16 protein-coding genes and 1 riboswitch are annotated in these 23,441 nt (G+C 72.9%); of the genes, 11 read left to right on the forward strand and 5 right to left on the reverse strand.

Features of this window, described 5'->3' with window-relative positions; genetic code table 11:
• Positions 1-167: 167 nt before the first annotated feature.
• The 3 genes from ACFRAR_RS03615 to ACFRAR_RS03625 form a co-directional block, all read right to left on the reverse strand.
• Positions 168-1,652, reverse strand: a complete 1,485-nt coding sequence (locus tag ACFRAR_RS03615) for a S8 family serine peptidase (RefSeq protein WP_380694332.1) — start codon at positions 1,650-1,652, stop codon at positions 168-170.
• Positions 1,653-1,903: 251 nt separating this feature from the next.
• On the reverse strand, positions 1,904-3,025 hold the full coding sequence (locus ACFRAR_RS03620) for an amidohydrolase family protein (protein ID WP_380694334.1): 1,122 nt from the start codon (positions 3,023-3,025) through the stop codon (positions 1,904-1,906).
• 48 nt (positions 3,026-3,073) lie between these two features.
• Positions 3,074-4,513, reverse strand: coding sequence for a glutamine synthetase (locus ACFRAR_RS03625; RefSeq protein WP_380694336.1), 1,440 nt, complete (start codon positions 4,511-4,513; stop codon positions 3,074-3,076).
• 745 nt (positions 4,514-5,258) lie between these two features.
• Between ACFRAR_RS03625 and ACFRAR_RS03630 the strand changes: the two genes are divergently transcribed.
• From ACFRAR_RS03630 to ACFRAR_RS03670, 9 genes are all read left to right on the forward strand, one after another.
• Positions 5,259-7,034 (forward strand): 3-hydroxyacyl-CoA dehydrogenase family protein, encoded by a 1,776-nt coding sequence (locus ACFRAR_RS03630; protein WP_380694338.1) that lies wholly within the window; start codon positions 5,259-5,261, stop codon positions 7,032-7,034.
• A gap of 242 nt (positions 7,035-7,276) precedes the next feature.
• Positions 7,277-8,203, forward strand: a complete 927-nt coding sequence (locus ACFRAR_RS03635) for a TetR family transcriptional regulator (protein ID WP_380694340.1) — start codon at positions 7,277-7,279, stop codon at positions 8,201-8,203.
• Positions 8,204-8,571: 368 nt separating this feature from the next.
• Positions 8,572-9,942: a crotonyl-CoA carboxylase/reductase gene (gene ccrA / locus ACFRAR_RS03640; RefSeq protein ID WP_380694342.1), complete on the forward strand. Its 1,371-nt coding sequence runs from the start codon at positions 8,572-8,574 to the stop codon at positions 9,940-9,942.
• A 10-nt stretch (positions 9,943-9,952) separates the two neighbouring features.
• Positions 9,953-12,001 carry a protein meaA gene (locus tag ACFRAR_RS03645; protein WP_380694344.1) on the forward strand — a complete coding sequence of 683 codons (2,049 nt, stop codon included), beginning with the start codon at positions 9,953-9,955 and terminating at the stop codon, positions 11,999-12,001.
• Between the two features lie 42 nt (positions 12,002-12,043).
• Positions 12,044-13,006 carry an HpcH/HpaI aldolase/citrate lyase family protein gene (locus ACFRAR_RS03650; RefSeq protein ID WP_380694346.1) on the forward strand — a complete coding sequence of 321 codons (963 nt, stop codon included), beginning with the start codon at positions 12,044-12,046 and terminating at the stop codon, positions 13,004-13,006.
• A 4-nt stretch (positions 13,007-13,010) separates the two neighbouring features.
• Positions 13,011-13,514 (forward strand): MaoC family dehydratase, encoded by a 504-nt coding sequence (locus ACFRAR_RS03655; protein WP_380694348.1) that lies wholly within the window; start codon positions 13,011-13,013, stop codon positions 13,512-13,514.
• Between the two features lie 221 nt (positions 13,515-13,735).
• A complete protein-coding gene (locus ACFRAR_RS03660) occupies positions 13,736-14,968 on the forward strand; it encodes an acyl-CoA dehydrogenase family protein (protein ID WP_380694350.1) in 1,233 nt (410 codons plus the stop codon).
• Between the two features lie 488 nt (positions 14,969-15,456).
• Positions 15,457-16,149, forward strand: a complete 693-nt coding sequence (locus ACFRAR_RS03665) for a phosphatidylserine decarboxylase (RefSeq protein WP_380694352.1) — start codon at positions 15,457-15,459, stop codon at positions 16,147-16,149.
• Positions 16,136-17,014 carry a CDP-alcohol phosphatidyltransferase family protein gene (locus ACFRAR_RS03670; RefSeq protein WP_380694354.1) on the forward strand — a complete coding sequence of 293 codons (879 nt, stop codon included), beginning with the start codon at positions 16,136-16,138 and terminating at the stop codon, positions 17,012-17,014. The genes ACFRAR_RS03665 and ACFRAR_RS03670 overlap by 14 nt, the downstream gene beginning before the upstream one ends.
• A 208-nt stretch (positions 17,015-17,222) precedes the next feature.
• Here the strand turns inward: ACFRAR_RS03670 and ACFRAR_RS03675 are convergent, their stop codons facing one another.
• Both ACFRAR_RS03675 and ACFRAR_RS03680 read right to left on the reverse strand, forming a co-directional pair.
• The gene (locus ACFRAR_RS03675; RefSeq protein ID WP_380694356.1) at positions 17,223-18,548 is read right to left on the reverse strand and encodes a hypothetical protein; all 1,326 of its coding nucleotides are present in this window, start codon (positions 18,546-18,548) and stop codon (positions 17,223-17,225) included.
• A 664-nt stretch (positions 18,549-19,212) separates the two neighbouring features.
• On the reverse strand, positions 19,213-20,319 hold the full coding sequence (locus ACFRAR_RS03680) for an alpha/beta hydrolase family protein (protein ID WP_380694358.1): 1,107 nt from the start codon (positions 20,317-20,319) through the stop codon (positions 19,213-19,215).
• Between the two features lie 339 nt (positions 20,320-20,658).
• Positions 20,659-20,792: riboswitch (cobalamin riboswitch) on the forward strand.
• A gap of 107 nt (positions 20,793-20,899) precedes the next feature.
• Between ACFRAR_RS03680 and ACFRAR_RS03685 the strand changes: the two genes are divergently transcribed.
• Together ACFRAR_RS03685 and ACFRAR_RS03690 are read left to right on the forward strand one after the other, a co-directional pair.
• Positions 20,900-21,895 (forward strand): cobalamin biosynthesis protein, encoded by a 996-nt coding sequence (locus ACFRAR_RS03685; RefSeq protein ID WP_380694360.1) that lies wholly within the window; start codon positions 20,900-20,902, stop codon positions 21,893-21,895.
• On the forward strand, positions 21,892-23,430 hold the full coding sequence (locus ACFRAR_RS03690; RefSeq protein WP_380694362.1) for a cobyric acid synthase: 1,539 nt from the start codon (positions 21,892-21,894) through the stop codon (positions 23,428-23,430). The genes ACFRAR_RS03685 and ACFRAR_RS03690 overlap by 4 nt, the downstream gene beginning before the upstream one ends.
• Positions 23,431-23,441: the final 11 nt, after the last annotated feature.

Raw genomic sequence — 23,441 nt, forward strand, 5'->3', positions numbered from 1 at the left:
GTGGTTGGGTCTTGTTTGTGGGTTTGGGGGGGGTGGGGGGGGGGGGGTTTGGGGGGTTACCGCCACCCCCTCGCCGGCCGGGCGGGGGCCCGTCCGGGGGCGGGGGCGGGGCACCCTGTGGCCCCGCCCCCCGGCGCTACTGTTCAGAGGTGTCCGCGGTCAGCGCGTCAGCGCCACCACTGGACCGCCTTCTCGGCGTTGACCAGGCCCGCGCCGTAGAAGCCGTTGTCGTTGGTCTTGCCCTCGCACTTCGCCGTCCAGGCACCGGTACCGCCCGGGTTGAACTCGCCCTTCGGGCACGGGACGGACTCGGCGTGGGTGGTCAGCATCTCGGTCAGCTCGTCCGGGCTGGCCCACGGGAAGGTGCTGGCGAGCAGCGCGGCCACACCGGCGACGTGCGGGGTGGCCATCGAGGTGCCCTGCATGTAGCCGTACTTGCCACCGGGGATGGTGGACAGGATGCGGCCGTCCTTGTCCGGGGTGTTCGGGATCTGGTAACGGCGGTCGCCACCGGGAGCGGTGACGGTCACGACGCCCTTGCCGTAGCTGGAGTAGTACGACTTGATGCCGTCGGAGCCCACCGCGGAGACGGCCACGACGCCGGGCAGCTCGGTCGGCAGCGACAGGCAGTCGTTGGTGACCGGGCGGGTGCCGGGGGTGGTGTCGTCCGGGCTGGCCACGTCGACGGTCTTGTGGGCCAGGTCGATGTTCTCGTTGCCCGCGGCGGCGATGTTGAGGACGCCCTTGCGCTGCGAGAAGGCGACGGCCTTGCGGACGGCGTCCGAGATCGCGGCCTGGTCCTTGTCCGTCTTGCAGTTGAACATCCACGGGTCGACGAAGTAGCTGTTGTTCGTCACCTTGAAGCCGTGCTCGCCGGCCCAGACGAAGCCGCAGACCGCGTTCTCCGGGTAGATGAACCCGCCGTCGTCGACGACCTTGACGGCGGCCAGCTTGACGTTCGGCGCGACACCGACGATGCCCTTGCCGTTCTTGGCGGCGCCGATGGTGCCGGCCACGTGGGTGCCGTGGTCGCTGGTGGTCGGCTGCCAGGCCTTCCAGTCGGTGTTCGGCTTGCCGTCGATGCAGGAGACCGACTGCGAGGCGTCCACGTTGGCGGCCAGGTCCTCGTGGGTGGCGTCGATGCCGGAGTCCAGCACGCCGACGGTGACGTTGCGGCTGCCGAGCGAGATCTTGTGCGCCTTGTCCGCACCGATCTGACGCATGTCCCACTGGTTGGCCTCGTAGGGGTCCTCGCCCGGCGCGGCCGCGGCGGCCGGCTCGGCGGCGACGTCGGCCTTGCCCTGGTCGGAGGCCTGGATGCCCTTGGTGCGGCTGGCGCCGACCGACTCGACACCGCTGGCCAGACGCAGCTTCTCGGCGAACTTGGTGTCGTTCGAGCGGGCGACCACGACGCCGATCTGCTCGTACGACTGGACGACCTTGCCGCCGAGGCCGGCGATGGCCTTCTCGACCTTCTGCACCTGGCCGTGGTTGGCCTTGGTGTTGACGACGTAGCTCATCAGCGGACCGGTCGTCGAGTCGGCGGCGGGGGCCGCGGCGGCGGTGCCGGCCGGCAGCGCGAGGGCGCCGGCGGTGGCGAGCACGACGCCCACGGCCGCGTACCGGGTACGGCTGATCCGAGGAACACGCATGAGGGTTGGCCTCCCGAGTCGTCAGGCGGCAGCTGCGGAGCAGGTGCGCCAGGGAATGACCGGGACGCTAATGAATATTTGCTTATAAGCGCAAGGGGTAGTCATCTAATCGTCACATGTTGACCAATGAGATGCGCTTAGGAGGCCCCGCGTCAACAGGGGTAACAGAGAACAAGATTGTTAAAAAGTGACGATTCGCCGACGTGCGGCCGCCCTCACCGGACCGTCGGTCACCAGCGCGGATCGCGCCGTTACAACGCGTACAACCGACGCGCGTTGTCGGCCGCGACCAACCGCGCCACCCGCTCGGCATCGACCGCGGAACAGGCGCCGTCGGCCTGCCAGCCCGCCAGTACCGAACCCAGTCCGTACCGGAACTGACAGGTGCCCACCAAATACAGTTCGGGCAGCCCGTAGGCGTCGGTCGAGAACAGCAATTTGCCGAACGGGGCCAGCTCCAGCATCTCGCCCAGCACCGAGGCCACCCGCGGCCCGGTGTAGGAGGCCGTCAGCCCGAGGTCGGTGTGGACCGCCGGGAAGGCCTGGGCCAGCCAGGCGGCCTGCCGGTGGTACGGATAGGCGTGCAGCAGCACCAGCGGGACGCCGCTGGGCTCGGCGGCCCGCACGAAGTCCGTCAGCAGTGACGGATCCGCCCGGTGCAGGGTGAGGTCGGGATCACCGAAACCGGTGTGGAGTTGGAGCGGCAGACCGAGCTCGGCGCAGACGTCCACCGCCGTCCAGAGCAGGTGGTGCAGCAGCACCGGGTCGGTCAACCGGCCCTGCCCGCCGCGCAGATGGGCACCGGCCGCGGCCACCACGGCCGTACCGGCGGGGCGTTCGGCGGGAGCGGCGAGGCCGTGCCGGTAGGCGAGCACCGACTTGACCGCGACGGCCCCGGCGGCGGCCGCCGCGAGCGCCTGCTCGACGGCCCGCGGCCAGGCCTCGGCGCCGGTCGTCACCGCCTCGGCCACCGACTCCAGCCGGATCACCTCGCGCACCGACGCCCCGGTGGCCTCGGCGAGTCCGGCCAGTGGCAGCAGCTCGTGGCCCGCGGCGGCGGTCAGCCCGGTGTCCACCAGGCAGGTGTCCAGCCCCGCCGCCGCCAGCAGCCGCCCGGTGGCCTCGGCTGCTCCCAACTCCCGCCGCCGGGCCAGGTAGTCGACGGCCGGGGCGTGCGCCGGCAGGCCGAGCGCGGGTGGGCACCAACGCCGCACGGCCAGGCCCAGCGCGCTGTCGAAGGGCGAGCAACCGGGCGCGGGCGGGCGGTCGGACTCGGTGAGCAGCCCCGCCAGGGCGTCGTCGGCGAGCTCGGCCGCCACCACGCTGTGGCAGTGGTGGTCGACCAGTGCGAGCCCCTCCGGGCGGAGCGGCACAGACTCCTCCCGGCGGGCCGACGGGGGCTCCTTGGGCCGGGCCACCGTTCAGTACCGCCAGCGGGTGGCCGCGACCAACTCCTCCGGCGTGGCGGCGGCGTACTGCTCCTCCTCCGCCCGGCGCACGGCCAGCACCGCCTGGTACAACGGCTCGCCGAGCGCCTCGCGCAGCACCGCGGAACGCTCGTACGCGGCGATCGCCTCCGCCGGGCTCGCCGGCAGCCGGGGCACCGCGCCCGGTTCGGCGGCCGCCGGGTCACCGGTGAACTCCGGTGGCAGCGCCCGGCGCTGGTCCAGTCCGGCGAGGCCGGCCGCGATCGCCCCGCCGACCGCCAGGTACGGATTGGCGCTCGCGTCGAAGCACTTCACCTCGGCGTTGGCGGCGGCGGACCGCTCCCCGGTGGAGCCGGTCACCAGGCGCAGCGCGGCCTCCCGGTTCTCCAGGCCCCAGCACTGGTAGGCGCCGGCCCAGTGCGAGGGCACCAGGCGCAGGTACCCGGCGGGGCTGGAGCAGCCCAGCGCCAGGAGTTCGGGCAGTGCGTCGAGCACCCCGGCGAGGAAGCCCTCGGCCTCGACGGTCAGACCGTGCGGACCGGGGCCGCCGTGGCCGAGGTTGCGCCCCTCCCGCCAGAGGCTGAGGTGCAGGTGCCCGCCGTTGCCGACGCTGCCGGCCTCGACCACGGGGGCGAAGGAGACCCGCAGGCCGTGCCGGGCGGAGACGGCGCGGACGGTGTGCCGGACCAGGACGGAGGTGTCGGCGGCGGCGACCGGACCCTCGGCGGCGACCGAGACCTCGAACTGCCCGGAGGCGTACTCGGGGTGGATCTGCAGGACACCGAGACCCTGTTCGCCGAGGGCGCGCAGGACGTCCCGCAGGTAGTCGGAGAGGTCGGTGAGCCGGTGCATGCCGTACGCGGGGCCGTGCGTCGGGTACCGCGGCGGCTCGCTCGGGGGCCCGGCCAGGGCGACCACCCATTCGACCTCGATGCCGGCCTTGAGACTCAGCCCGCGGGCGGCGGCCGCGGCCTCCGTCCGGCGGGCGAACAGCCGCTGGCAGCCGGGGTGCGGGCCGCCGGCCTGGGTGTGGCGGTCCCCCGGGGCCCAGGCCCAGCCGGGCTGGGCGGCCAGTGGGACGAGCCGGTCGACGTCGGGGTAGAGCCGCAGGTCCCCGGTGGGGCCGCCGATGATCGGGCTGGTGGTGATGGCGTCGTCGGCGAGGAACACGTCGAAGCAGGGCGCGGTGCCGACGCCCCACTCGGCCGCGTGCACCAGGCCGCCGAGCGGCACGGCTTTGACCCGGGTGATGCCCGCGTTGTCCACCCAGGTGACGGCCACCGCCTCGACGGCGGCGGTGCGCAGCCGGTCGGCGGCGGCCTCGGCGCGCTCGGCCCGTTCGGCGCGCGGCGGCAGCGCCACGGCGGCCGCGAGGGCGCCGGGGCCGGACGGCTCGACGGGATCGGCGGCCTGGGAGGCGGCGACGGTGCTCATGTCGCCATGCTGCCCCGCGGAGCCGGTACCGGTAACTCCCCTATCGGGTGGAACAAACGGACGCCCGTCCGCCTGTTCACTCGTCCGTGGTCGGGGCGTCCGCGGCCTGTCGTCTGCGGCCGGATCGTTCACGGCCCGCCCGTTCAGGACGGGGTCGTTCGTGGCCGGGCGGGGGCGGTGCCCGGCCGGTCCACCGCCGTCCCGCGCTTCCCCCATGGACATGACGAAGCGGGGACGGGGATCGAGCGCACCCGGTCCGATCCGCTCATGATGAGTGAGCAAGGAAGCACGCTGCGGAGCCGCCCCGCGTCGGCCGCCCGGCGATCACCCGCCCCTGTCCTGAACGGATTTCCGCCATCTTCCCCTTCCTACTCACGAGTAGCTTCGCTACAGTGGCCGGACACGCACCACCGCCGGGCTTCGGGAGCCGCACCGGCGGCAGACCGCGACCCCCGTTTCCCGGGCGCTCGCGCGGGTGCGCCTTCACCGGTCGGCGCCGCGAACCGCGGCGGGCCGGGTTCCCCTCATCAGAGCCGCTTCCTTCACCTTCGAGCGCCTGAGCACCGCGGCACATCCGCAGTTCGGCCGGAGCGGACCGGCCGCTGCCCGGGTGTGCCGACACCCCGTCATCTCCCCAGCCCCGCGGGTGGACCCTCCTCCGACGGCGGCCGCCCCCCGGCGTCCGGGCGCGGCGGCGCGCCCGCCGGAGCACGCGCGGGCCCTTCATGACTAGGAGTCAGGACAGATGGAGCGTCCCTTCCCCACCGTCGCCGTCGTCGGCCTCGGCACGATGGGTGCCGGCGTCGCGGTGGCGGTCGCCAAGAGCGGCCGCCGGGTGATCGGCATCGAGGCCACCGAGGACTCGGCCGCCCGGGCGCTGGCCCGGATCGAGGAGGCCACCGCGCGCGCGGTGGACCGCGAGCGGCTGACCGTCGAGGAGCGCACCGGCCTGCTGGACCGGATCTCGGTCTGCCACGGGCTGGCGGCCGCCGCCGCGGCCGATCTGGTGATCGAGGAGGTGCCCGAGCGGCTGGAGCTGAAGCGGGAGGTGTTCGCCGAGCTGGACCGGATCTGCCCGGAGACGACCGTGCTGGCCACCGGCACCACGGCCCTGTCGGTGACCCGGATAGCCGCCGCGACCACCCGTCCCGAGCGGGTGCTCGGCCTGCACTTCTTCAACCCGGTGCACGGCATGAAGCTGGTCGAGGTGGTCCGCACCGTGCTGACCTCCCCGCGGACCGCCGAGGACGCCTCCGCCTTCGCCCGCGACCTCGGCAAGGAACCGGTGGCGGCCGGCGACCGGGCCGGCTTCGTGGTGAACGGCCTGCTGTTCGCGTACCTGAACCAGGCCGCCGCGATGTTCGAGTCCAAGTACGCCTCGCGGGAGGACATCGACGCCGCGATGCGGCTCGGCTGCGGCCTGCCGATGGGCCCGCTGGCGCTGCTCGACCTGATCGGCGTCGACACCGCGCGCACCGTGCTGGAGGCGATGTACGAGCAGTCCCGGGACCGCCTGCACGCGCCCGCCCCGATCCTCGGCCAGCTGGTCTCGGCCGGTCTGCTCGGCCGCAAGTCCGGGCGCGGCTTCTACGCCTACGAGTCGCCGGGCTCGTCCAGGGTGGTGGACGCCTCCACCGGGCCCGCCCGGCCCCGGGTGCCGGGCCGCGGGGTGCGCAGCGTCGGGGTGTGCGGCTCGGGGACGATGGCCGTCGGGATCGCCGAGGTGTTCGCCAAGGCCGGGCACCCGGTGCTGCTGGCCGCCCGCAGCCCGGAGAAGGCCGAGAACGCCAAGGCTCAGCTGGCGAAGTCGCTGAAGCGCGCGGTGTCCAGGGGCCGGATGAGCGCGGAGCTGCGGGACGCCGCGCTGGCGCTGGTCACTCCGGTCGGCGAGTACTCCGAGCTGGCCGAGGTGGACCTGGTGGTCGAGGCGATCGCCGAGGACCTGGAAGCCAAGCGGGAGCTGTTCGCCACCCTGGACAAGGTCGTCAGGCCCGGGGCGGTGCTCGCCACCACCACCTCCTCGCTGCCGGTGATCAGCTGCGCGACCGCCACCTCGCGGCCGCAGGACGTCATCGGCATGCACTTCTTCAACCCGGCCCCGGCCATGAAGCTGGTCGAGGTGGTCTCCACCGTGCTGACCGCGCCGGACGTCACCGCGACCGTGCTGGAGCTGACCGCCGAGGTCGGCAAGCACCCGGTGGAGTGCGGCGACCGGGCCGGGTTCATCGTCAACGCGCTGCTCTTCCCCTACCTGAACGACGCGGTGCGGATGCTCCAGGAGCACTACGCGACGGTGGACGACATCGACACCGCGATGAAGCTCGGCTGCGGCTACCCGATGGGCCCCTTCGAGCTGCTGGACGTGGTCGGCCTGGACGTCTCGCTGACGATCGAGCAGGTGCTGCACCAGGAGTTCCGCGAGCCGGGTCTGGCCGCCGCACCGCTGCTGGAGCACCTGGTCGCGGCGGGCTGCCTGGGCCGCAAGACCGGCCGCGGCTTCCGCGACCACACGCGCCGGTGACCACCCCGCAGGCCGGGGACGGCCGGTACGGGACACCGTACGGGCCGCCGCCGGCCGGACCGCGCGGGACCGGTCCGCAGCCGTACGGCTCCGCGCCCTCCGGCACGCCCTCCGCGCGCCCCGGCTGGAGCCCCGGGACGGTGTCCTCCCGCTGGCCCCGTCCGGCGGTGACCGGCCCGGTCGCGCCGGTGCACCGGGGAAGGGCCGTGGCCGCGCCGCCCGGGCCGTGTAGCGTTCCGGACATGGATCGGGTTCAGTCAACCTCCCCGCAGCACCCCGCCGGGCCGCACGGCGGCGCCGACCGGACCGCCTCCTCGACCGGGGGCACCGGACCGGAGGGCGGCGGGCCGGGCAGCCGCCGGGCGGCGGCGCAGCGCCAGCAGATGCGCCAGGACCTGGCCACGGCCGCGATGGAGCTGTTCGCCTCGCAGGGCTACGAGGAGACCACGGTCGATCAGATCGCGGCCGCCGCCGGGGTGGCCCGGCGCACCTTCTTCCGGTACTTCCGGTCCAAGGAGGAGGCGATCTTCCCGGACCACGACGACACCCTCGTGCGGGTGGCCGACCTGCTGGCCAGTGCCGAGCCGGAGGAGCACCCGCTGGACGTGGTCTGCCGCGGCATCAAGGAGGTGCTGCGGATGTACGCCTCCACCCCGGGGGTGTCGGTCGCGCGGTACCAGCTGATCCGTCAGGTCCCGGCGCTGCGCGAGCGGGAGATCGCCGTGGTGGCCCGCTACGAGCGGCTGTTCACCCGCTACCTGCTCGGGCGCTTCGACACCGGCGAGTCGATCCCGTCCGGCTGGCAGCGGGGCGGCGAGGACGACTCGATGCTGGCCGAGGTCTCGGCGGCGGCGGTGGTCGCGGCCCACAACCACGTGCTGCGGCGCTGGCTGCGGGCCGGCGGCCGGGGTGACGTGGAGGCGCAGCTGGACCACTCCTTCGAGGTGATCCGGCGGACCTTCTGGGCCTCCAGCGCGCCGGGTGCCAGACGCCGGGGATCCCTGGTGGCACCGGGTGCCAGTGGGACCCCCGGGGACACCTGGGTGGAGAGCGCACTGAGTGCCAGCCCCGGAGGTGAGGTGCTCATCACAGTCGCCCGGACGGACGCTCCGTTGGACGTCGTGGTGGACAGCATCCGGGCCGCGCTGAGTGGCTCCCGCGAGCCGTAGCCGCAGTATTTTCGCAGGTCAGAGCAGTATCGAGGGCCCGCGCCGAATCGTCGGCGCGGGCCCTTCGCACGCCCGCGCAACGTGCGTCGCGAGGCCCCGGACACCGCCGGAATTCCTGACACCCGGTGTCTTTACGAGTGGCACAGGGTGCCACTACGTTGTTACCCACCAGTCGCGGCGCCGCGGCTCCCCACCCGGCGCGCCGTCGTCCGGCGTTCCCACACCCCGGGAACGGAGCCAGACCCGCCCGGCCCACCCCGGGCGCCCAGCCCGACCCGCCCACCACCCACCTCAGCGAAGCCGGTGTCCGCTCCCGGCTCCCCCAGACGCCCTGTGCCCCTCACACAGGTACGCCTTCGGAGGCAGCCATGCAGGAAATCCTCGACGCGATCCTCAGCCCCGACACCACGTCGGCGGACTTCGCCGCGATCAAGCTCCCCGAGTCCTACCGGGCGGTGACGCTCCACAAGGACGAGGAGCAGATGTTCGCGGGCCTCGACAGCCGCGACAAGGACCCCCGCGAGTCCCTTCACCTCGACGAGGTGGCCCTGCCCGAACTCGGCCCCGGCGAGGCCCTGGTCGCCGTCATGGCCAGTGCGGTGAACTACAACACCGTCTGGAGCTCGATCTTCGAACCGGTCTCCACCTTCGGCTTCCTGGAGCGCTACGGCCGGCTGTCGCCGCTCACCAAGCGCCACGACCTCCCGTACCACGTGGTCGGTTCCGACCTCGCCGGCGTGGTGCTGCGCACCGGCGCCGGGGTCAACGCCTGGAAGCCGGGCGACGAGGTCGTCGCGCACTGCCTGTCGGTCGAACTGGAGTCCGCGGACGGCCACAACGACACGATGATGGACCCGGAGCAGCGCATCTGGGGCTTCGAGACCAACTTCGGCGGCCTCGCCCAGCTGGCCCTGGTGAAGACCAACCAGCTGCTGCCCAAGCCGCGGCACCTCACCTGGGAGGAGGCCGCCTCCCCCGGACTGGTCAACTCCACCGCCTACCGCCAGCTGGTCTCGCGCAACGGCGCCGGCATGAAGCAGGGCGACAACGTGCTGATCTGGGGCGCCAGCGGCGGCCTCGGCTCGTACGCCACCCAGTACGCGCTGGCCGGCGGCGCCACCCCGATCTGTGTGGTCTCCAGTGACGAGAAGGCCGCGATCTGCCGGGCCATGGGCGCCGAGGCGATCATCGACCGCTCCGCCGAGGGCTACCGGTTCTGGAAGGACGAGAGCAACCAGGACCCGCGCGAGTGGAAGCGCCTCGGTTCGAGGATCCGCGAGTTCACCGGCGGCGAGGACGTGGACATCGTCTTCGAGCACCCGGGTCGGGAGACCTTCGGCGCCTCGGTGTACGTCACCCGCAAGGGCGGCACCATCGTCACCTGCGCCTCCACCTCCGGGTACATGCACCAGTACGACAACCGGTACCTGTGGATGTCGCTCAAGCGGATCGTCGGCTCGCACTTCGCCAACTACCGCGAGGCCTTCGAGGCCAACCGCCTGATCGCCAAGGGCAAGATCCACCCGACCCTGTCCAAGGTCTACTCCCTGGAGCAGACCGGCCAGGCCGCCCTGGACGTGCACCACAACAAGCACCAGGGCAAGGTCGGCGTGCTCTGCCTGGCCCCGGAGGAGGGCCTGGGCGTGCGGGACGCCGACTTCCGCGAGCAGCACCTTCCGGCCATCAACCTCTTCCGCGAGGTTGACGAGCGGAACATCCAGCCGAGTAGGAACGTGTGAGACCACTCCGATGACTGAGCCCCAGAAGCGCGACCGCCCCTGGCTGATGCGCACCTACGCCGGCCACTCCACCGCGAGCGACTCCAACGCGCTCTACCGGCGGAACCTGGCGAAGGGCCAGACCGGCCTGTCCGTCGCCTTCGACCTGCCGACCCAGACCGGCTACGACTCCGACCACGTCCTCGCCCGCGGCGAGGTCGGCCGGGTCGGCGTCCCGGTCGGCCACGTCGGCGACATGCGCGCCCTGTTCGACGGCATCCCGCTCGACCGGACCAACACCTCCATGACGATCAACGCCACCGCGATGTGGCTGCTGGCGCTCTACCAGGTGGTCGCCGAGGAGCAGGGCGCGGACGTCGCCACGCTCACCGGCACCACCCAGAACGACATCGTCAAGGAGTACCTGTCGCGCGGGACGCACGTCTTCCCGCCCGGCCCGTCGGTGCGGCTGATCACCGACATGATCGCCTACACGGTCGGCAACATCCCCAAGTGGAACCCGATCAACATCTGCAGCTACCACCTCCAGGAGGCCGGGGCCACACCCGTCCAGGAGATCGCCTACGCGATGTGCACCGCCATCTCGGTACTCGACGCCGTGCGCGACTCCGGCCAGGTGCCGGCCGAGCGGATGGGCGAGGTGGTCGCCCGGATCTCCTTCTTCGTGAACGCCGGCGTGCGCTTCGTCGAGGAGATGTGCAAGATGCGCGCCTTCGCCCGGCTGTGGGAGAAGGTCACCCGGGAGCGCTACGGCGTCACCGACCCCAAGCAGCGCCGCTTCCGCTACGGCGTCCAGGTCAACTCGCTCGGCCTCACCGAGGCCCAGCCGGAGAACAACGTCCAGCGGATCGTCCTGGAGATGCTGGCCGTCACCCTCTCCAAGGACGCCCGCGCCCGCGCCGTCCAGCTGCCCGCCTGGAACGAGGCGCTCGGCCTGCCGCGGCCGTGGGACCAGCAGTGGTCGCTGCGCATCCAGCAGGTGCTGGCCTACGAGTCGGACCTGCTGGAGTACGGCGACCTCTTCAACGGCTCCGAGGTGGTCGAGGCGAAGACCGCCGAGCTGCTGGCCGGCGCGGAGACGGAGATCGCCAAGGTGCTGGAGATGGGTGCCAAGGACGGCGATCGGGGCATCATCCCGGCCGTCGAGTCCGGCTACCTCAAGTCCAACCTGGTCGCCTCGCACGCCGCCCGCCGGGCCCGGATCGAGTCCGGCGAGGACAGGATCGTCGGGGTGAACTGCTTCGACACCACCGAGCCGAGCCCGCTCACCGCCGACCTCGACACCGCGATCATGGTCGTCGACCCGGCCTCCGAGCAGTCCGTGCTCGCCGCCCTGGAGGCCTGGCGCGCCGAGCGCGACGAGGCCGCCGCCCAGGAGGCACTGGCCGGGCTCAAGGCCGTCGCCGCCACCGACGCCAACCTGATGCCGGCCACTCTCGCCTGCGCCCGGGCCGGCGTCACCACCGGCGAGTGGGCCTTCGCCCTGCGCGAGGTCTTCGGCGAGTACCGCGCGCCCACCGGCGTGGGCGGCGCCCCCGTCGCGGTGGCCGCCGAGCCCGGCGGCGAGCTGGAGCAGGTCCGCGCCGCCGTCGCCGCGACCGCCGGGGAGCTGGGCGCCGGCAAGCTGCGCCTGCTGGTCGGCAAGCCCGGCCTGGACGGGCACTCCAACGGCGCCGAGCAGATCGCCGTCCGGGCCCGCGACGCCGGGTTCGAGGTGGTCTACCAGGGCATCCGGCTGACCCCGGAGCAGATCGTCTCCGCCGCCGTCGCGGAGGACGTGCACTGCGTGGGCCTGTCCATCCTGTCCGGCGCGCACGGCGAACTGGTGCCCGACGTTCTGAAGCGGCTGCGCCGCGCCGGGGTGGAGGATGTCCCGGTGATCGTTGGTGGCATCATCCCGGCAGCGGACGGCGAGGCCCTCAGGGCCGCCGGCGTCGCCGCCGTGTTCACCCCGAAGGACTTCGGCATCACGACCATCATCGGCCGGATCGTGGACGAGATCCGGCTCGCCAACAGACTCCAGCCGTGGACGCCCGCACCGACCGCGGCCACGAACTGACCAGCTGACCAGCTGACCACTGGGAAGGAACCCTCGATTCTTATGACTGCGCCCAACCGTCTGCGCCCGCGCCGCTCCTGCCTCGCGGTGCCCGGCAGCAACCCGCGCTTCCTGGAGAAGGCCCAGGGCCTGCCGGCCGACCAGGTCTTCCTCGACCTGGAGGACGCCTGCGCCCCGCTGGTCAAGGAGAGCGCCCGCCACAACATCATCGACGCGCTGAACAACGGCGACTGGGGCGACAAGACCAAGGTCGTCCGGGTCAACGACTGGACGACGCACTGGACGTACCGGGACGTGATCACCGTCGTCGAGGGCGCCGGCCCCAACCTCGACTGCATCATGCTGCCCAAGGTCCAGGACGCCGAGCAGGTCAAGGCGCTCGACCTGCTGCTCACCCAGATCGAGAAGACCATGGGCTTCGAGGTCGGCAAGATCGGCATCGAGGCGCAGATCGAGAACGCCAAGGGCCTGATCAACGTCGACGCCATCGCCGAGGCCTCGCCCCGGCTGGAGACCATCATCTTCGGCCCCGCCGACTTCATGGCCTCGATCAACATGAAGTCCCTGGTCGTCGGCGAGCAGCCGCCCGGCTACGGCGCCGACGCCTACCACTACATCCTGATGCGCATCCTGATGGCCGCCCGCGCCAACGACCTCCAGGCGATCGACGGCCCGTACCTCCAGATCCGCAACCAGGAGGGCTACCGCGAGGTCGCCCGCCGCTCGGCCGCCCTCGGCTTCGACGGCAAGTGGGTGCTGCACCCGGACCAGGTCGCCGCCGCGAACGAGATCTACTCGCCCTCGCAGGAGGACTACGACCACGCCGAGCTGATCCTCGACGCTTACGACTACTGCACCTCCGAGGCGGGCGGCGCCAAGGGCTCCGCGATGCTCGGCGACGAGATGATCGACGAGGCCAGCCGCAAGATGGCGCTGGTGGTCGCCGGCAAGGGCCGCGCCGCGGGCATGCAGCGGACCACCAAGTTCGAGATCCCGGAGGCCTGAGGCCATGCAGTTCGGACGCACCTACGAGGAGTTCGAGGTCGGCGCGGTCTACAAGCACTGGCCCGGAAAGACGGTCACCGAGTACGACGACCATCTCTTCTGCCTGCTCACCATGAACCACCACCCGCTCCACATGGACACCAACTACGCGGAGAAGACGACCGACTTCGGCAGGAACGTCGTGGTGGGCAACTACATCTACTCGCTGCTGCTCGGCATGTCCGTCCCGGACGTCTCCGGCAAGGCGATCGCCAACCTGGAGATCGAGTCGCTGCGGCACGTCGCGCCGACCTTCCACGGCGACACCGTCTACGGCGAGACCACCGTGCTCGACAAGTGGCCGTCCAAGTCCAAGGACGACCGGGGCATCGTCCACGTCGAGACCAAGGGCTACAAGCAGGACGGCACGGTCGTCTGCGTCTTCCGTCGCAAGGTGATGGTGCCGACCGAGACCTACACCGAGCAGCGCGGCGGCGAGCAGCCCGGCCGTCCGACCCCGCTCTCCTGATCCTGTCCCCTTTATAAGGGGACTCCCCCTTCCGAAGGGGGCCTCCGGCTTCGGACGGTCCCCCTCGAAAGACCCCGGACGGGCAGGCCGCCGTCATCGGCCACGCCCCACCCGGCACGGGGGCCCTGCTGCCGCAGCCACGCCCGGCAGGGCCCCCGCAATCCCCCCCCCCGGGGGATTCCCGACCTTCCGCAGACCCTCAGACTTTCCGGAGCCGCACGATGGGACGCCTCGCACAGACCGACGGCCTCACCGAGATCCAGCGGGACATCCTCGCCACCGTGCGGGATTTCGTCGACAAGGAGATCATTCCGGTCGCGACCGAGCTGGAGCACAAGGACGAGTACCCGACCGCCATCGTCGAGGGCATGAAGCAGCTCGGCCTGTTCGGCCTCACCATCCCCGAGGAGTACGGCGGCCTCGGCGAGTCGCTGCTCACCTACGCCCTGGTGGTCGAGGAGATCGCCCGCGGCTGGATGTCGGTCTCCGGCATCGTGAACACCCACTTCATCGTGGCGCACATGATCAACGCCCACGGCACCCAGGAGCAGAAGGACTACTTCCTGCCGAAGATGGCGGCCGGCGAGATCCGCGGCGCCTTCTCGATGTCCGAGCCGGGCCTCGGCTCCGACGTTTCGGCCATCTCCACCAAGGGCGTCAGGGAACGTGGGGGCACCTCCCGGCCGGAGGCTGGGGGAGACTCCTACGTCCTCAACGGCCAGAAGATGTGGCTCACCAACGGCGGCACCTCCACCCTGGTCGCCGTCCTCTGCAAGACCGACGAGGGCGGCGACACCCCGTACAAGAACATGACCACCTTCCTGATCGAGAAGGAGGCCGGTTTCGGTCCGAACGCCACGGTTCCCGGCCTGACCGTGCCCGGCAAGATCGAGAAGATGGGCTACAAGGGCGTCGACACCACCGAGCTGGTCCTCCAGGACGTCCGCGTCCCGGCCGACCGCGTCCTCGGCGGCGTCCCGGGCCGGGGCTTCTACCAGATGATGGACGGCGTGGAGGTCGGCCGCGTCAACGTCGCCGCGCGCGGCTGCGGCGTCGCCCGCCGCGCCTTCGAGCTCGGCATCTCCTACGCCCAGCAGCGCTCCACCTTCGGCAAGAAGATCGCCGAGCACCAGGCGATCCAGTTCAAGCTCGCCGAGATGGCCACCAAGGTCGAGGCCGCCCACCAGATGATGGTCATGGCCGCCCGCAAGAAGGACGGCGGCGAGCGCAACGACCTCGAAGCCGGCATGGCCAAGTACCTCGCCTCCGAGTACTGCAAGGAGGTCGTCGAGGACGCGTTCCGCATCCACGGCGGCTACGGCTTCTCCAAGGAGTACGAGATCGAGCGCCTCTACCGCGAGGCCCCGATGCTGCTCATCGGTGAAGGTACTGCGGAGATCCAGAAGATGATCGTCGGGCGCCGGCTCCTGGAGGAGTACCGGATCGCCGACTGACCGCCGGGCCGCCCGCCGACCGGTCACCGCGCCGGGCGGCCCCCTCGAACCGCCGGTCGACGGGCGTGCGGGCCCGTCCCGGCGGAGCGCCGTGCCCCGTCACGGGCCCGGCCTGGTCCGCCTGGGTCCGGCACGGCCCTCCGGAAGCGGCCGCAGGGCGTACAGCTGTGACGACGCGCCCTGCGGCCGCTTCCGCACACCCGCTTCCGGCCGCCACGCCCGTGTCGTCCGCCCGGTTCCGTCGGCGGACCCGCTGAGACAAGAGTCACCAGCCTTGTCCGGTCCCTTGGGAACCGGACCGGGGCGAGCTACGGTCGTAGAGGTGGACGCGCGCACGCGCCACCACCGGACACGTGAACGAGCAGGCGGGTTGCCCACCCACCGTGTGCTCCCGATAGCATCCACCGGGACAGCAAGCCGTCCCTCTATTACCGATCCCGCGGTGGCCCCCGTCCAGCGGCCATGATCCCCCGCGACAAAGGTCTTCGATGCCCATCAGCCCGTCCCCTCACACCTCCGTCACGGACCGCGATGCCCTCGCAGCCCCGACGGCCGGTCGGCGACCCCGCGTGACCATCGCGCGCGGAGCCACCCCCTGGTTCGTCCCCACCCTCGCCACGGCCGCCGTGACCACCGCCCTCACCCGGCGCAACGGCAAGTGGGCCCTGGCTGCGGTACCCGCCTGTGCGCTCAGCGCGGGCATGCTGTGGTTCTTCCGCGACCCCGAGCGTGAGATCGGCACGGGCGGAGTGATCTCCCCCGCCGACGGCGTGGTGCAGAGCATCGACGCCTGGCCGGACGGCCGCACCCGGGTCGCGATCTTCATGAGCCCGCTGAACGTCCACGTCAACCGCGCGCCCCTGCCGGGCACGGTGACGTCGGTCGAGCACGTCGCGGGCGGCTTCGTCCCCGCGTTCAACAAGGACAGCGACCAGAACGAGCGGGTCGTCTGGCACTTCGACACCGAGCTCGGCGACATCGAGATGGTCCAGATCGCGGGGGCCGTGGCCCGCCGCATCGTGCCGTACGTGGACGCCGGAACCAAGGTCGAGCAGGGCGACCGGATCGGTCTGATCCGGTTCGGGTCCCGAGTCGACACCTACCTGCCGGCCGGCGTCGAGGTCGGCGTCGAGGTCGGCCAGAAGACCACAGCCGGGGTGACGCGCCTTGACCGTGACTGATCCTGAGACAATCGTCGGCCTGGACGACGAGGAGACGGCCCTGCGCCGCCGCCGCTGGGCGCGCGACCGCGAGCTGCGCGCTCCTCGCTCTCCTCAGCACCTGTCCACCGCCGACTTCCTGACCCTGGGGAACGCCGTCTGCGGCTTCCTCGCGATCTACTCGATCACCACCGGGGTCCTGGTCCCGCACATCACCAACCCGGACGCCGCTCCGGACCGGCACAGCGCCGCCACCGCGGTCACGCTGCTGCTGATCGGCTCGATGTGCGACCTCTTCGACGGCCTGGTGGCGCGCAAGCTGCGCTCCTCCGCCCTCGGAGCGGAACTGGACAACCTGGCGGACCTGATCAGCTTCGGCATCGCGCCGGCCTACTTCGTCGCGGTCTGGGGCATGGTCTCCCCGGGCTCCAACAGCAAGCTGTCGGCGCTCATCGCGATCACGGTACTGCTCGCGGTGGTCCTGCGGCTGGCCCGCTTCTCGGCCGTCAAGATGCGGCCCGGGGTGTTCCAGGGCATGCCCTGCCCGATGGGCGCGATGACGGTGATCGCCATCGTGCTGCTCGACCCGCCGTTCCTGCCCGGTCTGCTCGCCATCTTCGGCGCCGCCTACCTGATGGTCAGCCGGATCGAGTACCCGAAGCCGCAGGGGCTGCTCGCCACCGCCACGCTCTGCTGGATCGTGGTCTCCATCGGCTGCCTGGCCGCCTGGGCGACCGGTCTGCCCAACGGCAACACGCTGATGCACGTGGGCGCGTTCGCCCAGATCACGCTCGCCGCGATGGCGCCGCTGCTGGTCATCCGCCGCAAGGTGGGGCAGAAGGTCGGCGACGTCCGCGCCCGCCGGGCGGAGTCGCGGGTCGGCTGAGTCCCGCAATTGTCATAAAACTCAGGGCCCGGAACCTCTTGGTTCCGGGCCCTGACTCATTTGTCATAACAGTCGAGCCACCGGTGAGGGCTCGGCCGCTCCGGGCGGGGGCTCGGCCGCCGCGGGTGCGGAGGTCGGGCGACGCCGGTGCGGGCGCCGGAGCCGACGCCTCCGCGGACTCCGCGCTCCCCCACAATTGTCATAAAACTCAGGCGCCGCCCGTGTGCACGCTGAACGCCGAGCGGCGGGCCGCCCGGGCCACGCCCGGGTCCGGGTGCACGCCCGAGACCGCCGTCAGCACCGAGGCCGCCCGCGGGTGCCCGGACTGCCGGGCCCGGGCGAACAGCCGGACGGGGTCGCCCGCCGAAGCGCCCTCGACATGCCCGACCAGGAGCTCCGTCTCACCGTGGTCGAGCACCGCGGCCGCGGTGTCCACCCAGAGCCAGGCCGCGTCCACCGCGCCCAGCACGTCCGCCGGGGCGACGCCCTCGTCCGCGCGCTCCGCCAGCCACAGCAGCGCGTAGGGGCGCAGCACCGGTTCGTCCACCGCCGCGCGCACCGCCTGCTCGGCCGGACCGCCGGCCACCCGCAGCGCCTCGAACGCCAGTCCGCGGACCAGCGCGTCGTCGCCCTGGGCGGCCTCCAGCAGCTCGCCCACCGCCCGGTCCGCCGGCCGGGCCGCGACCCAGGCGCGGAACTCGGCGCGGGCCGGGCCCGGCGAGTAGTCGGCGCAGGCGTTCAGCAGTTCGAAGGCACTCTGCTCGATGTGCCCGGCCGCGGTCTGGGCGACCGTGCAGATCTCCTCCAGCTTCGCCCGTACCGCCCAGTGGCCGAGCGGCGACAGCTCGGCGGCATCGTTCCTGCGCGTCAGGGCGCCGACGGCCGCCAGGCCGTCCAGCATCCAGTCCAGGACGGCGGCCACGTCCGAGGGCGCGGCCGGGGTGTCGATCTGCGGCTCGCGGCAGGTGCCGCGGACGGCGGAGACGGCCGAGGCGGCGTGCGGCACCGGCGACAGTCCCGGCCCGCCGAGGCCGGTGCCGACCCGGCGCTCGTCCAGGCCCCGGCGCAGCAGTTCCAGCAGCTCGCTCTCGGCGACCGGCCCGTCGACCAGGTGGAGGAAGGAGAGCAGTTGCGGCGCCTGGTCCACGGCCTGCCCGGCCAGCACGGCGAACACGCCGCGCAGCGCGGCGGGCGGCACCGGGGCCAGCAGGGTCCAGGCGTCGAACAGTGCCGACCAGCCGCGGATCACGGCCTCGTCGTCGTGCTCCCAGGCGTGCAGGCGCCAGCCGGGGCCGGCCCCGCCGTCCCGGGGCTCCACCAGGCCCACCAGCAGCGCCTGCCCCCACGCCTTGGCGGCGGCGCCGACCGTCATGGCCAGTGCCCGGCCCGCCGTGCGGGCGTCCTCCGGGAGCAGCTCGCCGCGCTTGTCGACCTCGGCCAGCTCGCCGGCCCAGCGGGCGATCCGGACGGCGTCCACCAGCATCCGGCGGGCCAGCGGCGCCAGCTCGGCGGGTGCCGGGAAGCCCTCCGGCACGGGAACCCGGCCTCGCCCGGGGGCCGGAGCGGGTCCTCGTCGCCGGGGTACTCCGTTACGGGGGACACCCGCCCCGCCCGGCCTGCCACCGGCGGGCCGTTGGGCCGTTCCGGGGAGACGGGTCACCGTCGCACCGGTACCGATCGTCGGCGGGAGCGGGGCATCACGGTCGCGCGGGTTCCGAGACGTCACGTCGAGCAGTCTTCCCCTTGTACCGGCCTTCTGTCACATCCGGTTGTCCGTACGACCGGGCGACCGGCGGTGGCACCTCCGCAAGATCGGGCAACAGCGGCAAACCGCCTGGCCGGAAACGTATGACCTGCGCATGCCACTTCGGATACTCCGGTTGCCCGGAATGCTCGATCGGTCACGGTGCGTAGGGGTGGGGGCGTCAGTGGCGGACACATTTTTATCCCTGGCGACAGGGTGGTTTACGTCCGGGAAATCCGCTCCGGCGACTTCCGCCGGGACTGTCCAGCCCGAATCCGGACGGATGCCGGACGGACCGGGGGGTTCTCCCCGCGCGAGAAGTCGGCGGGTCCGACTTCTCGTGTCCGCCGGACGGAATGGGGAAACGTTCACGCACGGACGGGGGGAAGCCCGCCGGAATAGCCGGCGGGGCCCGGTCGACAACCGCCCGCACCACCGGGGGGCCGGACATCTCCTAAAGCAGCGGCGTGAGCCAGCGGCGGAGGAGTTCGGTGTAGCGATCGGGGGCGGTGTTCCAGAGGGTGGCGTGGTCGGCGCCGGGAAAGGGCTGGAGGCTCACCACGTCGTGGCGGACGGCCGCCAGTTTCTCGGCGGTGCGGAAGGGCGCGATCCGGTCCTCCGGGCTGTGCAGCAGAAGAGTGGGGACACGCAGGTCGGTGCCGTCGGCGACACGGCCGAAGTCGGCGAGGTCGACGCCGGTGCGCCCTTCGGCCGCGAGGGCGCCGAGCTCGGCGGCGACGCCCCGGAAGCCGGCCCGGGCGGCGTCCCGGCGGGCCGAGGCCGGGAGGTCGAGCACCGGGGAGTCGAGGACCAGGCCGCGGACGGCGTGCGACCAGGCCGAGCGGGCCGCCGTCTGGAGGACCATGGTGGCCCCGAGGGACCAGCCGTAGAGGATCACCTTGCCCGCGCCGTTGTCCAGCGCCAGCCGTACCGCCGACTCGATGTCGCGCCACTCGGTCTCGCCGAAGTGGCTCAGCCCGTCCGGGGAGGCGGGGGCGCCCCGGTCGCCGCGGTAGGTGACGGAGAGGACGGGCAGGCCGAGCCGGTGGAGGACGGGGAGCACCGGGAGGGTCTGCCCGCGGTCGGCCTCGGGACCGTGCACCAGGATCACCCAGGTGCCGCGCTTGCCGTCGATCCGCCAGGCGGGCAGGGCACCGAGCTCGCCGTCGGCGGTGGTGTCGGTGAAGGCGAGGCCGAGCGCCTCGGTCGGGTCGCCGAGCAGGACCCGGGGCGTGAAGCGGACCTCGGTGCCCGGGGTGAGGGTGCCGCGGTCGGCGCGGACCAGCCGACGGGTGACGCCCTGTTCGTCGCTGTGCAGGACCTCCTCGACGACCGCGTGTCCGCCGTCCCCCCACTCGACCGCCCAGCGGCCGCGGCGCAGGCTCTCCGGGCCGCGCGTGAAGGTGATCCGGCCGGGAGCCAGGTTCCGGACCAGGACCGGTCCGGACTCCCGGAGGGCGGTCGCCGGACGGACCATCCGTTCGGAGGCCCGACGACCGACCACCAGCACGGCTGCCCCGACCGCGGCGGCCGCCACGACGGCGGCGGTTCCCCAACGCATCTCGCTCCCCTGTTCTCTTGCTCCGCTCCGTCGCTCACGGATCTCTCGCTAGCGCGCCCACGGATCTGTCGCTCACGCACCGGACGGTGTTCGTGCACCAGTTCACCGGCGCACCGCCCACCCGGCCACCGGACTGAGCCGTTCGGGTCACCCGGGCGCGGCCCCGCGGTGCCGGGAGGAGACGGGACGTGCCGGGAGAAGCCGGGAGGAGACGACGGGTGTAGTGGCGGCGATCCCACGGGTCGTCAGCCGGGCCCGCTTGTGACCAACCCCTCCGTGACCTCGGTTGACTCCCGGTTCGGGCCCGTGATGGGATCCTGAGGCCATACGGAGGCATGGAGAGGAAGCCGGTGGAAGTCCGGCGCGGTCCCGCCACTGTCACCGGGGAGCACGCTCGGAACATCGCCACGGCGGGCCGTCGACGGCCGCTGGAAGGCTCCGAGGGTGCGTCCGACCCGGAAGCCAGGAGACTCTCGCCCCCGTCACGTCGATCCAGGGCGCGGACCCTGAGTGAGGACACGCACGCGATGCAGGCTGCCCCGCCCTGCCGGACCCCGAGCTGCCTTCCGCCGTGCGGCCGATGACCCCTGCGACGCCGCGCGCGTCCACGACGCGCCCGCTGACCCGCGCCGTCGCCTTCGCGCTCGGTGCCGTCGCGGGCTACGCCGCCGACGCCCGCTTCGGCGACCCGCGCCGGGGCCACCCGGTGGCCGCCTTCGGCGACGCCGCGACCCGGCTGGAGCGGCGGCTGTGGCGTGACGACCGCACCGCCGGCGCCGGGTACACGGCGCTGTGCGTGGGCGCGGTCGCGACGGGCGCGCTCGCGCTGGACCGTACGGTGGGCCGGCGCCCGCTGGGCCGGGCGGCGCTGGCGGCGGCCGCGACCTGGACGGTGCTCGGCGGCACCTCGCTGACCCGGGAGGCGCGCGCCATCGGCCGCTCGCTGGCCGCGGACGATCTCGCGGCCGCCCGGGAACGGCTGCCGCACCTGTGCGGGCGGGACCCGAGCGCGCTGGACGGACAGCAGATCGCCCGGGCGGTGGTCGAGTCGGTGGCCGAGAACACCGCCGACGCCGTGGTGAACGCGCTGACCTGGGGCGCCCTGGCCGGCACCCCCGGCCTGCTGGCCTTCCGCGCCGTGAACACCCTGGACGCCATGGTCGGCCACCGTTCGCCGCGCTACGCCCGCTTCGGCTGGGCCTCGGCCCGGCTGGACGACCTGGCGGGCTGGCCTGGCGCCCGGCTGACGGCGCTGCTGACGGTGGCCGCCGCGCCCGAGCCCCGGACGGCCTGGCGGGTCTGGCGCCGGGACGGCTCCGCACACCCGAGCCCGAACGCGGGCCAGGCGGAGGCGGCGTTCGCCGGCGCGGTGGGCGTCCGGCTGGGCGGGACCCTCCGGTACGGCGAGCGGGAGGAGCACCGGCCGGTCCTGGGCGCGGAGCTGCGGCCGGTGACGGCGGACGACATCGAGCGCGCCTGCGCGCTCTCCCGGCGGGTGGGCGCACTGGCGCTGGGTACCACGGTCGCGGGGCACGTGCTGCTGCGCGCGCTCCTGGCGAAGAGGGGAAGGGCATGACGAACGCGCTGCTGGTCGCGGGGACGACCTCGGACGCGGGCAAGAGCGTGGTGACGGCCGGGATCTGCCGTTGGCTCGCCCGCCAGGGCGTGCGGGTCGCGCCGTTCAAGGCGCAGAACATGTCGCTCAACTCCTTCGTCACCGCCGACGGCGCGGAGATCGGCCGCGCCCAGGCGATGCAGGCGCAGGCCGCCCGGGTGGAGCCGGAGGCGGCGATGAACCCGGTGCTGCTCAAGCCGGGCGCGGACGGCCGCAGCCAGGTGGTGCTGCTGGGCAGGCCGGTCGCCGAGGTGGGCGCGCTGGACTACCGCGAGCGCAAGCCCGTCCTGCTGGAGCGTGCCCTGGAGTGCCTGGTCGACCTGCGCCGGCGCTTCGACGTGGTGGTCTGCGAGGGCGCGGGCTCGCCGGCCGAGATCAACCTGCGCGACCGCGACATCGCCAACATGGGCCTGGCCACCGCCGCCGACCTGCCGGTGGTGGTGGTCGGGGACATCGACCGCGGCGGGGTCTTCGCGGCGATGTACGGGACGCTGGCGCTGCTGTCCGCCGAGGACCAGCGGCACGTGGCGGGCTGGTTCGTCAACAAGTTCCGCGGCGACGCGCGGCTGCTCGCCCCCGGACTGGAGATGCTGCACGAGCTGACCGGCCGTCCGGTGCTGGGCACGCTGCCGATGCTGCCCGGGCTCTGGCTGGACGCCGAGGACTCGCTGGACCTGTCCACCGTGGTCGACCGGACGGACGGTCGCGGGCCGCTCGGCGCGGACGTGCTGCGGGTGACGGTGGTGCGCTTCCCGAGGCTGTCCAACTTCACCGACCTGGACGCGCTCGCCCAGGAGCCCGGCGTGCTGGTGCGCTGGGCGACCAGGCCGGAGGAGCTGGCCGACGCCGACCTGGTGGTGCTGCCCGGCACCCGGGCCACCGTCGCGGACCTCGCCTGGCTGCGCGAGCGCGGCCTGGAGCCGGCCCTGAAGGCGCGGGCGGCGGCCGGGCTGCCGATCCTCGGCGTCTGCGGCGGCTACCAGATGCTGGCGCACTCGATCGTGGACGAGGTCGAGTCGAAGGCGGGTGCGGTCGAGGGGCTCGCACTGCTGCCGACCCGGGTCCGCTTCGGTGTGGAGAAGGTGCTGGCCCGGCCGGTCGGCGAGGCGTTCGGGCAGCGCGTCGAGGGCTACGAGATCCACCACGGGGTGGTGGCGGTGGACGGTGGCGAGGGGTTCTTCTCCGACGGTGCGGGGCGGAACCTGGACGGCTGCCGGCTGGGCTCGGTGTGGGGCACCACCTGGCACGGCGCGCTGGAGAACGACGGGTTCCGGCGCGAACTGCTGCGCCAGGTGGCCGAGTCGGCCGGGCGGGCGTTCGTCCCCGCGCCGGACACCTCCTTCGCCGCCGCGCGCGAGGCCCGGCTGGACCGGCTGGGCGACCTGATCGCGGAGCACGCCGACACCGACGCGCTGTGGAAGCTGATCGAGGGCGGGGTGCCGGCGGCCGGATCGCTGCCGTTCGTCCCGCCCGGGACCGCTGGGAGTGACGCATGAGCCGGGTTCGG

Source organism: Kitasatospora sp. NPDC056651, from assembly GCF_042792155.1.
In the GTDB taxonomy this organism is placed as follows: Bacteria; Actinomycetota; Actinomycetes; order Streptomycetales; family Streptomycetaceae; genus Kitasatospora.